Here is a 14761-nt window from a genome sequence, read left to right on the forward strand (position 1 = left end):
ATGGCTATTATTATTGGGAGAAAGAAGAATACAGAAGTAAGCATTAATATTATAGCAGTGATACCTAAACATCCTAATGCTACTTCTTTTAATAATCCTCCGTTTTTCTTTTTATTATTAAGGCCTTGATATATTTCATGAATGTTAGTGTTGTTAGTATAGTCTTCTAGTTCTTTTTAAATCTCAGCCTTTAATTCTTTAACCTCATTTTCTAGTATAGAATAGTATTTTTGCTTCAATTGATCACTCAATACTGATTTACCGCCACTAAGAACATTTAAAATGTCTTGTTTGCATACCTCAATTTTTTTAGAAATTTTAGAATTGTTTTGTAGCTCCGCTTCTTGTATATCTTGATCCATTTTGGCCTGTAATTTTTTACTGATCTCATCAAAATCTTTAGATAAATTCCTGTGAACAAGGTATTTTAATATAATAGGTAAAGCTACTGCATTTCCTCTATAAAGTGAAGATAAAAGCTGCAAAGCGAAAGAATTAGGTATTGCTTCTCTTGGTAGAGTTAAAGTTTCATTGTATCCATGTTCGATAACTAACTTTACTGAAGGTTCTTTGAACCTTTTTCTATCATTTATATGAAATACCCCTTTAGCAAAGAAGTTTTCTAATTCCTCAAAAGGACAACAGTTTTTCTCTAATTTTACTTTTATAATACTGCTTAACATTGCAACCTCACTAATTATTTTATGCACACAGTTTAACACTATTTTAATTACTTGTCAAAAGAGTATAATTATTAACTATAATATTTAATTAATAAGGCTTTGTTTTTTTTATAAGAAGCAATCTAAGATAGACGGCTGCTATAGCTAAAGTGGCTGAGGTTTACCTACAATTTGAAAAACCGTCATTCCGCTACTCGTTAGCGCCGCGGCGGTATGACGTAGGGAAACCTTTCTTAGGTTAGGTGTGCCGTAGAGACACAAAGAATGTTCAAGTAAGAGCAAACTAAGTGCAAAAGCTACGCAATAGATGAGGGTGGGCCCCTCGGAGCCGGTTTACAAGAGCAGGCTTCAAACAACCATAAACTGCTTTAGTAAAGAGCCAAGGTAGTAAGCGTTATGGAAAAGGCGCAATTATGCGTCATGTGTGAAATAGAGAGACGAATGCAAATGAACCACTGATAAAGTGTCGAAAGGAACTAGACGACGTCAAAACCAGGGGTCTAACCTAACCTGGGATAAATCTATCGGGAGCTTGTTTACCGGATAGGTGGCGTCTGGCATAGAGGTGGCGTGAATCTATTTTGGGCTATTGCGTGGAACTGCGGGAACCTGTCGTTTCGATGATAAGGGAGAAATCCAAGGAGCTAAACTCCAAGGGTGAGAGTACCGATGCGAAAAACAGGGGCGCGTAGTAGTGAAGAAGTCTCTGTAATGGAAATGGAGCGAAGGGATTTAGTTTTAATTATTTGTCAACCAGAAATGGGATGAGCAATTGATTAAAACAGAGTCCTTGATTATGCTATAATTAGTAGCAAGGGCTGAATAATGGGAGCTGTGTGAGTCGAGAGGTTCATGCACAGTTCTGCGACTTACTATTACCCATAAATCTAAAAATGGAGAAAAAGCTGCTATTTTACTAATTCAACTTTCTATTATAAATAGATCTATGGTCTAAAAATGGAATATATGATGAAAAGAACTATAAATACCTCAACTGGCGAATGGGCAGAAAGTGAATTTGGAATTGTTAATTTTGGTGATATAAGATTAAGTAAAAGGCTTCTAAAAATAGTTAATAGTTTTGCTGAATCGCCTGAGCGTTCAATAAATCAAGTTTGTGAAGAGTGGCATCAAAGTAAAGCAGCTTATAGATTTTTCCAAAACGATGCCGTTTCTGAAAGAAAGATATTAGACAGTCATATAATTAAAACTGTTGAAAGAGCTAAAGAATACTCAACTATCTTAGCTATCCAGGACACGAGTTATATTTCATATAAAAATCATAAAAAGACCGAAGGGTTAGGGATTATAGCAGCAAGATTAACATCTAAAACAACTAATTTTAAAACCCATGATGCATACAACGTTTGCAGTTACAACAGAAGGACTACCTATAGGATTATTGGATCAAAAAATTAGTACTAGACCTTCCTTAGCTGAAGACCTAAAGGAGTTGAAAAGAAGAAGCCATAATACTGCTCTTCCCATAGAAGAGAAAGAAAGCATACGGTAGATAGCATCACTTAAAGACTCTACTAAACATCCTGGATTAAAGGATGTTAAGGTAGTTACCGTTTGTGATAGAGAAGCAGATATTTATGATTTATTTGAAGTTGCTTCCACTAATCAATCTCTTTTTGTAGTAAGAGGAAATCAAAACAGAACAGTAAACAAGAAGTCGACTTATTCTGAAAAAGGTGGTGAAAGATTGTGGGATTTGATGAATCGCATGTCTTGTCAAGGAGAAATTCAAGTCTGCTCGCGATAACAAACCTCAAAGAACAACAGTTTTAGAAGTAAGGTTTAGTAACTTTGTGATGAATGCATCAAAAAACAACGCTAGACGTAAAACCCAAAAACTTCCTAATTTAAATTTAAATGCTGTCTATGTTATAGAAAAATATCCCCCATTTGGCAAAGAGCCCATGAACTGGATTTTGTTAACAAATATAAATATTAATAATTTTGAAGAAGCAGTAGAAAAAATACAATGGTATTGCTTAAGATGGAGAATAGAGGTTTTTCATAAAATTTTGAAATCCGGTCTTAAAGTTGAAGAATGTAGGCTCCAAACAGCAGATAGATTGATCCGCTTTCTTACAATTGTGAGTATAATTGCATGGAGAATATTTTTTATCACATTGGTAGCTAGCGAATCTTTCTTGCACTGTCATACTGACTGATGACGAATGGAAGGTTTTATATACCAAAATGCTTAAGACAAAAAACTATCCTGAGACTCCACCACCTATAAGAGAAATTGTGAGGTGGGTGGCCAAGTTAGGAGGGTTTTTAGCTCGCAAAAATGACTTAGAACCAGGCCCTATAGCTTTGTGGAAGGGATGGAAACGTCTCTTTGATTTAGCAGAAGGATGGAGACTTGCTCATGAATTCTATACTTGTGGGTAATAGTAAGGTTCTGCGAGAGGCTGGCGGGGAAGGTCCGCCGGTCTACTCTCCCTATATGAGCTTTAAATTAAAACATCAAGTATGTTGAACTTAAAACATATCTCAGCTATACTTTGCGATAAAGTTAATAAAAATTTTAATAAAATCAGTAAGACTAACCTCTAGCTAAAATGAATACAAAGTGAGCTTTTTTGATATAAATAGTGTTAGAATAATTGGTAGGTACTTTATCAATTTTTTGTTAAGGCTTGGTAGTGCATTCATATTTTTTATTCAATCTCTATACCACTGCTTTGTGCCACCATATTATTTTAGCAACGTAGCAAAACAAATTATAGAGATAGGCTTTTTCTCTCTGCCAATTGTTGGGCTCACTGGAGTTTTTATAGGAGCGGCGATAGTTTTACAAAGCAGCTTGAGTGACTCATTAATTAACCAAGAGCAGATAATACCCAAACTTGTTACGATCACTATCATTAAAGAGTTAGGACCAGTTTTGATCAGCTTAATAATGGTAGGGAAGGTTGGATCATCAATTGCAGCAGAAATTGGTACAATGCGCATCACCGAGCAAATAGATGCCCTTACAACTTTGAACATCAACCCTTTCAAGTATTTAATTGCACCAAGGATTTTAGCGTCAATCATAGTATTTCCCATACTTACAGTATGTGCAGATCTAATAGGAATATTTGGAGGATGTATCACTGCAGTCTTCGAATTTAACCACAATTTAAATATATATATTAAATACACAGCTCAGTTCTTTAATACGTACGATTTTATAACTGGGCTAGCTAAAGCAACTGCATTTGGCGCCATAATTTCTGTCTCAAGTTGCTATTACGGTTATCATTGCAAAGAAGGTGCACGAGGAGTAGGTGTTGCTACAACATCAACTGTTGTTTTATCGTCCATACTGATCATTTTAGCAAACTACATGATTACTTTGATACATGCGTAACCCCATAATATCAATATTGAACTTAAGCTTATCTTTTGATGATAGGACAGTACTAAAAGATCTAAGTTTCGATATATTAAAAGGGGAATCATTAGTCATACTTGGCGGCTCAGGAAGCGGCAAATCTGTACTAACAAAAACAATTATCGGCTTGCTTGCTCCAGACTCAGGGTCTGTTAAAATAAATAGTAAAAGCAAAAATAAATTTGGGGTTTTATTTCAAAATTCCGCTTTATTTGACTACGTTAAAGTGTGGGAAAATATATCTTTTAATTATAAAAAGCGCTTTAATATCAGCAAAAAGGAGGCAAAACAGCTAGCAATCGAGAAGTTAAATGATGTTGGACTGGAGGAAAGCATAGCAGATATGTTTCCAATAGAGCTATCAGGTGGAATGAAAAAAAGAGTAGCACTTGCAAGGGCGATTGCACACAATCCAGAAATCATCGTATTAGATGAGCCAACTTCAGGATTGGAGCCAATTATGTCAGATATAGTAAACGAGATAATAATAAAATTATCTAAAGATCTTAACACTACAATTATCACGATTACACATGATATTCATAGCGCATTTAAAATAGCTGATAAAATAGCAGTATTACATGAAGGGGAGATCATTTCCAATGGAACTGTTCAGGAAATACAAAATACTAATAACGAATATATAAAGAAATTCATTCGTTATATAAGGTAGCAGACATTGGAATTCGGATTTTTTCAAACTGGGTCCTATATAAGATGACAGAAATTGTTTGTATTAGCTATATTCAAAAGCTCTATTGATATTTTGCAATATTTGTGATAAAATAATAGCTTAAGGTTGAGAGTAAAAATTTATGAGTGAAGCTCAAGGTCCAAATATTGCAGAATGGCAAGCGCAGCAGCAACACCAAGAAGCCGCTAGTGAGAAAAGTGGTTTTGGTCTTGGTCATAGTGACTCTGTTTCAACAGTCGTAGATGGAATGAAATGGTTGTTCAACTTTCATGAAGGAGCAATTGCTGCTTATAGTAACGTGTTTGAAAGTTTGGTAAGTGGCAGTAGTTTAGTAACACTGTTTGGAAAATCAGGTAATATGTTTGGCATAAAATTTCTTGAAAGCCTTGGAGAACATTTTTCAGGTGGAGGTGGGGAAGATATGCCATCAGAAGGAATGGATATGGCTCATGGTGATGAGGGACCTCACTCAGATGATTACCCTCATGCCAATAATGAAATGGCTCATAATGCTGATGGTTTGCAAGACATGCATGACGCAGGTGATCACCATGGTCAATCTTTTTCACCTGGTCCTTCACCATCTGTTGGCGATGACCACGGACATGAACTTGGTTAAACGCTTAAAAACTGCTGAATAGTATGCGAGAAGACCTAATAAGAAAAGTTGCTATTGTTGTGAGTTTGTCTTAGTGAAAAAGGTTTCAGTTTTAGGATCAACAGGAAGTGTTGGAAAAAAGACTGTAGATTTGCTCTCAAGGAGAAAAGAAGAATACCAAGTGGAAGCACTAAGTGCCCACTCAGACTTTGCTCTACTGGCACACCAAGCAAAACTGCTGAATGCAAAATACGTTGCTATCTCCGATGAAAGGTTTTACAAAGATTTAAGAGAAAACCTACTTGGTACAGATGTAAAAATAGCAATTGGCGCTACAAATATTGCTACCATACCTGTTGATCTCTCAGTTGTTGCAATAATTGGCATTGCAGGCCTTGAACCAGTTATGCACATCATAGAAAGCGGTACTAAAGTCATTGCACTAGCAAACAAAGAAAGCATTGTTTGCGGTGGAAAGTTATTACTCAAAAAAGCTAAAGAAAAAAACGTACAAATAATCCCTATCGACTCTGAACACAACGCAATTTTTCAAGTTTTGCAAAATGACGACAAATGCGTAGAAAAGATCATACTTACTGTTTCTGGTGGACCATTCTTAAACTATAGTTCTGAGCAATTAAGAAATGTCATGGTAGATCAGGCGCTTAGTCACCCCACTTGGAATATGGGAAGGAAAATCTCAGTTGATAGTGCAACAATGATGAATAAGGTACTAGAGATAATAGAAGCACATAACTTGTTTAACATCAGCCCGGATAAAATTGAAGCAATAGTGCATCCTGAGTCAATAGTACATGGAATTGTAACTTATAAGGATGGGTTCAACTTTGCTGTGCTTGCAGAAACTGACATGGCAATTCCTATTTCATATGCTTTGTCTTGGCCGGAAAGATCAGCTTTAAATCGTAAATTAGATTTAACAAAGCAAGGAAAATTGACCTTTCAAGAACCAGACCATAAGCGTTTTCCTGCGCTAAAGCTTAGCATGGCAGTGTTAAACTCTTCTGCTCCACAAACAAACAGTATTGTGCTCAATACTGCAAATGAAATAGCTGTTAATGAATTTTTGAAGTCACGAATTGGCTTTTTAAAAATAGTAGAGGTAGTGGAATCAACAATGGAAAGTTTTGATAGTTACACTGATATTAATTCACTATCTGATATAATAAATATTGATTGTGAAAGTCGTATTATTGCTAATAAAATTGTTGAAAGTAAAGTTGTTGCGTATAGCTAGAGTAATGTAACCAGACTGCATTCTGTGATTTTAGCAAAGCACGATCTTTCATTTGAGCTTTCTTCAATTTAAAATAAATACAGAAACTAGCTATCTTCAAAAATATGGTTGAATAATTGTATCCGTTCAGGCAATGGCGTCAACTTAAGGGATGTTAAGGAGTAAAATACTACAAGAGACAGCACTTTTGTTTCTATTTTATTGCAACAAAAAAGTTTAAAATGTGTCGTTTTAGGTGAGGCATGCAAAAAGGAAAAGATCTTATCTTACAAATTAAAAATGCAATATACTCGAAAACTTTTCAGAAAATCCATTGTGTTGGAAAAAACAGTTTTACACGAACAAGAAAACTTCCTTTTTCGACAGTATTTTCTATGATTTTAAAGTTAGTTAAAAAAAGTTTGGGAATAGAATGTGAACTTATGGAGCCGTTGACATGTAAAACTCCACCCTCAAAGCAAGCTTTTTCTAAAGCAAGGTATAAGATTTGCCATACAGGCTTTCAAGAATTATTAGAGCTAAGCATCCAAACAGCCTATCAGGATGAACCTGAGTATGGAACTTGGAGAGGCTATAGACTTATTGCAGCAGATGGTTCTGGTATGAGATTACCCAGCTCTGAGGAAATTGTATCCGAGTTTGGCCGCTTTAAACCAAATGGAACAACAGGCACAATGCCACCATTGGCAATTTGTTTGTTGATTTGTGTACTTCGCTGATTTGTAGTGCTCGTCTTGCGGCTTGGAATATAGGTGAACAAACGTTGGCGGAAGAGCAATTACCAGAAGTTATCACTCAAATGCGTTCATTAAATCAAGAGAAATTATTATTTATCTATGATCGTCTTCAGTAAAATTCATTCAGCAGCATGATGATTTGGAAGTAGATTTTATTTTTCGCTTGCAAGAAAGAAATTATAGCAAGCTATGGGAACGCTGGCGAATTAGATTTTGATTTTATATTGGAAAATGAAAGGACAGAAAGTAAGAGTTATAGTGCTGACATTAGCCAACGGAGAAACAGAGGTATTGGTTACTTCACTTTTTGATCGAGAAAAATTTACTTTGGAAGATATCAGTAAAGCTTATGTATTAAGGTGGCACATAGAGGAGTGCTATAAACGACTCAAAGTAGGAGCAGAGTTAGAGAATTTTTCTGGGGTAAATTTAGAGGCTGTATTACAAGAATTTTGGGCAAACTTGGTCATGTGCAATATATTATCGCTTCATATGTGTGATGCACAAGGGCCTTGGAACCCAGATCAAATTGCTGAGTATCGTTTAAATTTTTCAGTTTTATTTGGTGTGATGAGACAGAAACTTTATCAAGTGCTTGTTGCGCCAAAAAACTTTCAAGCCCTTTTTGATAGAGCAAGTATACGCGCTAAAGTTAAGATCCGACCGGGAAGATTGTATAGCCGCGATAAAGTAGATAAGCCTAAACGTCATCATGTCTTTAGGAGAGTTTGCTAATGAAGGCTCTTAAGTTGACGCCATTGGGAGAACAGTTGCTACTGTTAGCGGATGAGATGCCGCGAATGAATCGCGGTATGACGGTTAAGTAGGGTGTCATCCCAGTGCCCAGACACTGGGATCCAGGAAAATTGATTGTAAACGAGCAAACATTTTCGATAAAATTACCGAAAGGAGCACTTGGAGAAGTACCCTGAAGATAGCTTCTTACCGCTCCTTTAGCCTTCTCAATATTATCTGATTCTTTCTCATGCTTCATATGAAAAGCTAAACCACCAGCAAAACATACGAGAGAATTAACGCCAAGGATAACTAAACCCCACACTGGTAACACTGGATAAACAGCACAAGCTACCAAAGCCGCTAAAGAAACAGCGCCAACCGCAAATTCTATATTCCTAAGCATCTTAAGCTTATTATCAAGATAATCTATTTTTTCTTCTTTTCTAGCCGCTTTTCTGCTGCTGTTATACCAAAAACACATACCAGCATGGAAAGCAAAACACACAACTGCAGCTACCATACCTAAAGCTAATAGCTTTCTACTGTCTTCCGAGTCTTTTTTCTTATCTTCTCTGCTTTGATGGCTACCACTACTGAAACCAGGGTTATTTATAACTGTAGTATGACCACCAAACAGGCTGCGAAGTAGTAAATAATCCCAAAAATCTAAACCTCTATCATTTATCATTGTGTACATGTACGTGTGTAACCTGAGGGCCTGTAGGTTGCCTGTTATTCCCTGCGTTATATCGATTATTTCTGCTTTCTGTATTGCGTCTATTAGTTGAGTTTAGACGTGTATGCTCTTTATACGCCTCTGCAAATGTATCCTCGTCCCAAGTTAAATTCCGTGTATTGTTAAAATACCGCAAAAACTCTTTAACATCACTGTTACCACCTGATTTCTTTATATAGGCTAACGCATACCTTTTTAAAACACTATCACTTGCTACCATAAATACCCTCTTAAGTTAAGACTAAATTAATAAATACTTATTATAACAAAGTAACGTCTTCTTGTCAAATCAACCATAACTTAATACCCAGTTAATATCCTTTCCACCAGCTCTTTTACTGTCGGTACGTAGCCATTCTCATAAAACGGATCTTGCTTAAATTTGTACACATTGTGCCCGGAAAACATGAGTTCATTTTCAATATCGCCGTCATGTATAATGTTTTGCAGTGTTTTTTGTATACAAAAACTCCGTGGATCTGGCTTTCGTCCTGTTGAATGATCGCCGTGATCCTTCCAATTGCTAAACAAACAATGACTTAAGCATCCCATACAATTGATTTGATCTTTTCTTATCTCTGCAAATTTGCCTGGCGTCACAAAAATGACAGTTGTATCTGGAGTTTTCATTGCTTCTGTATACCCTGCTTTAGTCCATGTATTTGCCAGCTCTTTGTCTTTTGAAGTAAGGTAGATCTTCCTACCTCTGCTACCCATTGCAAATTCACTACTAAATTCTTCGCTGGCATTTTCTGAAAACTTTATTTGACGTGAATTACGTTTCTGCAACTCATGTATGAAGTTATTTTTTACTGCAGATGAGTAAAACCCTGTTGGACTGAATTTATTTAAAAATACATCACCTTCTTCTAAAGTGAGTAGCTTCTTTTTCCACTCTGCAGAAATTGTGCTTTCTTTCGTCAAAAGTGGACGAGTGCCAAACTGAAAAGCTATTGGTCCAATTTGCAGATTGTCAAACCAATGTTCCCAATCTTTCAAATGCCACACTCCTCCTGCCATAACAATTGGTGTTTCTGAAAGACCGATCTCGTTCATGAAAGATCTAAGCTCTGCAACTCTTTCAAATGGAGCCTGTGGTAGCTCTGGGTCTTCACTGTTACTGAGTCCATTGTGCCCTCCAGCAAGCCATGGATCTTCATACACTACTCCACCAAGCAAATAGGAAGATATTCTTTGGTAAGTACGCTTCCATAATGCTTTAAAAGCACGCACCGATGAGACAATAGGGTAATAATAAACCTGATATTTAGCTGCAATCTCTCCAAGCCTATAAGGCATACCAGCACCGCAGGTAATACCATGAACTAAGCCTTTTGCTTTTTCTAATATGCCATGAAGCACGCGTTCTGCTGCTCCCATCTCCCAAAGCACATTCATATGTATTCTTCCATGACCTTTTGATATTTCATTCGCTATTTTTGCCTGACTGATTCCAGCTTTAATACTATACTCAATCAATTCACTGTGTTTTTCATTTCTTGTTTTGCCTTTGTAAATCAGCGGCACTAACTCACCATTATCATCAATAAGCTTAGCATTTGCACCAGAAAACGTACCCACAGCATCTGCTGCAGCAAATGCTCCACTTGACCTTCCATCACTGATTGCGATGCCTTTGCCGCCCTCAATGATTGGCCACACTTCCTTTCCTGAAATTACTATCTTTTTTATCTTATTTTTCAAAACTTTCTCACAATCTTTCACTCTATTTTACTTAATTACTAAAAAAATAATAGCTGTTTATTTTTTCTTATATCATCAGAGCCTCTGCATAGCCAAATTTGGGTTTTGAGTAGACACAGCAGCTACTGTAATATAGTTTCGAAAGAAGTCTAATGTATTTTGCTATATGATCATAGGTCTAACAGGCGGAATTGGGGTAGGAAAGAGCTTTGTAGCTAATTGCTTTCAAGAGTTTGGTGCTGCTGTGTTTGATGCTGATTCTGTTGTACACCAACTTTATAAAGTGGATAAAAGCATAATAAGTTATGCAGAAAAAAATTTTCCTGGAGTGGTAGTAAATGGTGAAATAGGTAGAACAGTACTGTCTAAATATTTCTTAGCCTACGATGAAAATTGGAAACAATTTCAATCTTTGGTTCACTCTGCTGTGCTGCGTGAATTAGAATTTTTTATTGCCAAGGAAAAAAAGATCGATAGAAAGCTTTTAGTTTTAGATGTGCCACTTCTATTAGAAACAAAATTTCATTCATACTGTGACCTTATTATTTTTATCTATGCAGATAGCGTTGTGCAAGCTCAAAGACTTAACGAACGCAACATAGATAAAGAAAAGCTAAATTTAATCTTCAATGTTCAGTTATCTATTGAGGAGAAAAGGAAGATGAGTGACTTTATTATCGACACCAGTGTAAGCAAAGAGTATGTTTTTTCTCAAATAAAAAAAATAGTGGATTCATTAAACCTCAACACGTAGCTCTACGTCATACCGCCGCAGTATCTCTTGGCCGCTAACAAGCAGCGGGATGACGAGGTTATCTTCATACTGCCGCGAACCGCCATACCGCCGCGGTATCTCTAGATCCCGCTAACAAGCAGCGGAATGACGATTGTTGATAAATCTAAGTTACTTTAGCAACAGTTATTCTCCACCAAATTACTCCGAATTTTAGTTGTATTATTTGCGGATTTCACTGCTGAAATCTCAAATTTTGAGCTTGTGTTCAAAAATGATTCAACTGACCTGCCAAAAAAATCGTATCTCCACCCCTTGAATAGTTTATCTATCTGACCAGATATTGACCCGGTTAACTCATCTTTTGAAGAAACTAATTTCCTTGATATGTTACTTTCTTTACATTTACTATCTAAAATAATTGAGACTATATCGAATACAGATTTGTCATAATTATTCGGTAAGATGTTGTTTTGCTGCATCCAATTTTTTTCATTTTCATTAAAAATATTCACAAACTCTAGTAAATCTGCATCTTTTATATTTTTTGCATTCCTCTTGAGATCATCTAAAATCTCATCAACATGCTCTACATTTTTTTCAATAAAACCAGCTATTACAGCATTATTAATTACTTTATTACGATTCATATTATAGCGCTGTGCTAAGGTCTCTTGCCATTCACTAACTGCTTTAACAGTTAATAACAATCTTGGATTTGCTTCATAATTAAATTTAATTCTCTTCCATGCATCTTTTGGACTATGTAAATACTTATTTATATTAACTATTGATTCCATCTCTTCTTGAAACCAACACATCCTATTATTTTCTTCAAGTTTATTGCACAATATTTGGTATAAGTCATATAGGTGTACCACGTCGTTTATTGCATAGTCTAACTGATCCTCGGACAACGGACGCCTTAACCAATCTGAATTTTTAGCTTTAATTTTATCCAGCACTACTCCTTGATATTGCTCTACTACTTTTGAGTAACCAATAAAGTCATGATAATAATGACAAAACATAGCGGCAACTTGGGTATCAAAAATGGGAGTGGGAATACATTTAAACACAGTGAGTAAGGATTCTATATCCTGCCGGCAGCTATGAAACACTTTGGTTATCCCCTGATTTAGCATTATTTTCTTAATGAATGATAAATCAATTTCTGGCACTAATGCGTCTACAATAAAACTCTTCTCTCCGTAAGAAATTTGAATTAACGATAATTTTGGGTAGTAGGTTAAATTATTTCTAATGAACTCCGTGTCAACTGCTATAAATTTCGGCTTTTTTGCTATTAATTCTTCACACGTATCTTCTAGCTCTGATGTTGTACTAATTAGCATATATTTTTCACTTGGTGGTTCTACTTTATCTGACCTTACCCAGAAAAAGTGGAGAGAAAGTTAAGACGTTTTTGTCATGAGAATGATGCATCAAATTGTGCAGGAATGCAATAATTAATAGTAGAATGACTACGTTGTTTGTTATAAAAGATTTCTATGTATTCAAATATGGCAGTTCTGGTTTGTTGAGCGAGAAGTATCAATAAGCAGCTCCCTTTTGAGTGAACTTTTCTGCAACAGAGTTATCGTAACAACATCCCTTATGGCTCATGCTGGAAATGATGTTTTTTGTATTCAATAGAAATTGGTAATTTTGAGAGGTATACTGTGACCCTTGATCGCTATGTAACAGCAGATTTTTATCGGGTTTGCGCTTATTAACGGCCATCAATAAAGAGTCAACAACCTAATTGTTTATTTATTGAACTGCTCATTAACTACCATGCGTGAATATAGATCCTGCCAAATATAGCCATCCTTCTTTGGTTTTTATATAAGTAATCCCATATTTTATTTGGTTGATCAACAATAAAGTTTTGGTCTAATATATTGAGAGCTACGACTCTATTGTCCGTTTGTTGCTTCTTAGTTTTAAATTTTCTTCTCAATATAGCCCGAATACCATTTTTCTGCATAACACTTTGTACTGTTTTGATGTTATAATTTTTGCCTAAAGCTTTTAATTCAGCGTGAATTTTAGGGATCTGCATTTGGATGCCCTTTTTGAATATCTGCTAGAAGCCCATCTCTTGCTAATTCCTTACTGCTTTTTCCCTTAGCAACCCATTTATAATAACCACCAGCAGATATGTCTAAAACCCTACATAGTTCCTGTATTTTATAGCAATTTCTATATAAAAGAATACTTTACTCTTTTTGTTTGGTCAGGGCTTTTTTTTAATGTCTCTTTCTCTTATTACTCTTGCTAGTTCTTTTTTTAGATCAAATCTTTCTTTGTCATAAGGAGCCTTTGTCTGGAAATGCGTATGCTTCTGACATTTTTCCATCATATTTTCCTACCCATTTACTTAACATACTGCCATCTATGCCTAGATCTTTTGCTATTTTTGTACTTCTGTTTCTTTAACCAGCTTAACAGCTTCTAATTTGAATCCTGCTGTATATTCCCTTCTATTTGCCATATTTTGAAAAAACGTTTTATTTTACTCCAAAAACGTCTTAACTTTCTCTCTACTTTTTCTGGGTAAGGTCAGAGTATCCACTTTAACCTCTCTAAATTTGCTCATAACCTCTTAACTTGACGCGTATGACTCCCTACTTGGATGACAGATAGTAGTGCGAAAGCCTCTTACAACTTACTTTTAATTAGTCTAACCCATGCGTGCCAATCCCTCTCACCAAGATTGCTTTCAAAAGATAGGAGATCCTTTACAGCTTTTGAGCAAATTTCTTCACTTGGAATTGATAACTCCCTATTCATTGCTAACGTTAAACATTGAGTTTTGCACGCTCGTTCTAAATGATACGTGTAAAACATTGCTTCTTGTATAGTCCGACCACACGTTATAGATCCATGATTGCACATTAACATGACAAAATTTTCTTTCAGATCAGCTATTAACCTCTTTCCTTCTGTATTGCTAAGTGCTAGGGAATTATAATTATGGTAAGAGATTTTATTGTAAAAGTGCAGTGCCCATTGACTTATTGGAAGTAGTCCATCTTTTAGAGAAGAAACTGCTACAATAGAAGGTGTATGCAGGTGAAAAATTGCTTGAATGTCTTTTCTTGTTTGATAAACAAAACCATGAATTATATAGCCAGTTTTATTATATTGATATTCTGTACCCTCAATCACATTTCCATCTAGTGATACTCTCATCAATGAATTTTCATTCACTTCGTCAAAGCGTATACCAAATGGGTAAATATAAAACGACTTTTGATCTTCAGAACATACCGAGAGGTGAGTATATGTATGATCATCCAGTTTAAGGTAAGACAAAATCTGATAGGCATAGACTAGATCCCTTTTTACTCTGCTCTTTGTTAACAACACAATCCTCTGTTAGAATCTTCTGAAGATTTATACACGAAAAAAGGCTTGTAGTAAACTAATAAGTCTATGCCACTCTGTCTTGCTTTCTGAATACCAAACACTTTTGTG

Annotated in this window: 15 protein-coding genes and 2 pseudogenes; 7 read left to right on the plus strand and 10 right to left on the minus strand. The window is 35.7% G+C overall.

What is annotated here, in order from left to right; all coding sequences use genetic code 11:
- Positions 1-176 precede the first annotated feature (176 nt).
- Entirely contained in the window at positions 177-683 is a 507-nt protein-coding gene (locus tag AAGD91_RS01495; protein ID WP_341821247.1) for a hypothetical protein, read from the minus strand.
- A 966-nt stretch (positions 684-1649) separates the two neighbouring features.
- Between AAGD91_RS01495 and AAGD91_RS01500 the strand changes: the two are divergent.
- The 6 genes and pseudogenes from AAGD91_RS01500 to AAGD91_RS01525 all read left to right on the plus strand — a co-directional run bounded on the left by AAGD91_RS01500 (position 1650) and on the right by AAGD91_RS01525 (position 8102).
- Positions 1650-3092, plus strand: a pseudogene (locus AAGD91_RS01500) (IS4 family transposase).
- A gap of 181 nt (positions 3093-3273) precedes the next feature.
- Positions 3274-4056 carry an ABC transporter permease gene (locus tag AAGD91_RS01505; protein WP_341821248.1) on the plus strand — a complete coding sequence of 261 codons (783 nt, stop codon included), beginning with the start codon at positions 3274-3276 and terminating at the stop codon, positions 4054-4056.
- Positions 4049-4753 (plus strand): ABC transporter ATP-binding protein, encoded by a 705-nt coding sequence (locus AAGD91_RS01510; protein WP_341821249.1) that lies wholly within the window; start codon positions 4049-4051, stop codon positions 4751-4753. The genes AAGD91_RS01505 and AAGD91_RS01510 overlap by 8 nt, the downstream gene beginning before the upstream one ends.
- Positions 4754-4895: 142 nt before the next feature.
- Positions 4896-5393, plus strand: coding sequence for a hypothetical protein (locus tag AAGD91_RS01515; protein WP_341821250.1), 498 nt, complete (start codon positions 4896-4898; stop codon positions 5391-5393).
- A gap of 73 nt (positions 5394-5466) precedes the next feature.
- The gene (gene dxr, locus AAGD91_RS01520) at positions 5467-6630 is read left to right on the plus strand and encodes a 1-deoxy-D-xylulose-5-phosphate reductoisomerase (protein ID WP_341821251.1); all 1164 of its coding nucleotides are present in this window, start codon (positions 5467-5469) and stop codon (positions 6628-6630) included.
- Between the two features lie 242 nt (positions 6631-6872).
- Positions 6873-8102 (plus strand): annotated as a pseudogene (locus AAGD91_RS01525) (IS4 family transposase).
- Here the strand turns inward: AAGD91_RS01525 and AAGD91_RS01530 are convergent.
- From AAGD91_RS01530 to AAGD91_RS01540, 3 genes are all read right to left on the minus strand, one after another.
- Entirely contained in the window at positions 8086-8802 is a 717-nt protein-coding gene (locus AAGD91_RS01530; protein ID WP_341821252.1) for a hypothetical protein, read from the minus strand. The pseudogene AAGD91_RS01525 and the gene AAGD91_RS01530 sit on opposite strands and share 17 nt — an antisense overlap.
- Positions 8783-9061, minus strand: coding sequence for a hypothetical protein (locus tag AAGD91_RS01535; protein ID WP_341821253.1), 279 nt, complete (start codon positions 9059-9061; stop codon positions 8783-8785). The genes AAGD91_RS01530 and AAGD91_RS01535 overlap by 20 nt, the downstream gene beginning before the upstream one ends.
- Before the next feature lie 80 nt (positions 9062-9141).
- The gene (locus tag AAGD91_RS01540; RefSeq protein ID WP_341821484.1) at positions 9142-10545 is read right to left on the minus strand and encodes an NAD(P)H-dependent flavin oxidoreductase; all 1404 of its coding nucleotides are present in this window, start codon (positions 10543-10545) and stop codon (positions 9142-9144) included.
- A 166-nt stretch (positions 10546-10711) separates the two neighbouring features.
- Here AAGD91_RS01540 and coaE point away from each other — a divergent pair, with 166 nt between their 5' ends.
- Complete coding sequence (coaE, locus tag AAGD91_RS01545; protein ID WP_253307192.1) at positions 10712-11299, plus strand: dephospho-CoA kinase; 588 nt, start codon at positions 10712-10714, stop codon at positions 11297-11299.
- 155 nt (positions 11300-11454) lie between these two features.
- On the opposite strand, the gene AAGD91_RS01550 is transcribed toward coaE, so the two are convergent.
- The 6 genes from AAGD91_RS01550 to AAGD91_RS01565 all read right to left on the minus strand — a co-directional run bounded on the left by AAGD91_RS01550 (position 11455) and on the right by AAGD91_RS01565 (position 14653).
- A complete protein-coding gene (locus AAGD91_RS01550; RefSeq protein WP_341821254.1) occupies positions 11455-12633 on the minus strand; it encodes a ribonuclease D in 1179 nt (392 codons plus the stop codon).
- A 74-nt stretch (positions 12634-12707) separates the two neighbouring features.
- Positions 12708-12836 carry an IS3 family transposase gene (locus AAGD91_RS06330; RefSeq protein WP_410541921.1) on the minus strand — a complete coding sequence of 43 codons (129 nt, stop codon included), beginning with the start codon at positions 12834-12836 and terminating at the stop codon, positions 12708-12710.
- The gene (locus AAGD91_RS06335; protein ID WP_410541926.1) at positions 12833-13021 is read right to left on the minus strand and encodes a hypothetical protein; all 189 of its coding nucleotides are present in this window, start codon (positions 13019-13021) and stop codon (positions 12833-12835) included. The genes AAGD91_RS06330 and AAGD91_RS06335 overlap by 4 nt, the downstream gene beginning before the upstream one ends.
- Positions 13022-13070: 49 nt before the next feature.
- A complete protein-coding gene (locus tag AAGD91_RS01555) occupies positions 13071-13343 on the minus strand; it encodes an IS3 family transposase (protein WP_341821245.1) in 273 nt (90 codons plus the stop codon).
- 174 nt (positions 13344-13517) lie between these two features.
- Positions 13518-13643 carry a hypothetical protein gene (locus AAGD91_RS01560; RefSeq protein WP_341821244.1) on the minus strand — a complete coding sequence of 42 codons (126 nt, stop codon included), beginning with the start codon at positions 13641-13643 and terminating at the stop codon, positions 13518-13520.
- 299 nt (positions 13644-13942) lie between these two features.
- Positions 13943-14653, minus strand: a complete 711-nt coding sequence (locus AAGD91_RS01565) for a class II aldolase/adducin family protein (protein WP_341821255.1) — start codon at positions 14651-14653, stop codon at positions 13943-13945.
- Positions 14654-14761 lie beyond the last annotated feature (108 nt).

The organism is Wolbachia endosymbiont (group A) of Myopa testacea (genome assembly GCF_964027115.1).
Taxonomy (GTDB): Bacteria; Pseudomonadota; Alphaproteobacteria; order Rickettsiales; family Anaplasmataceae; genus Wolbachia.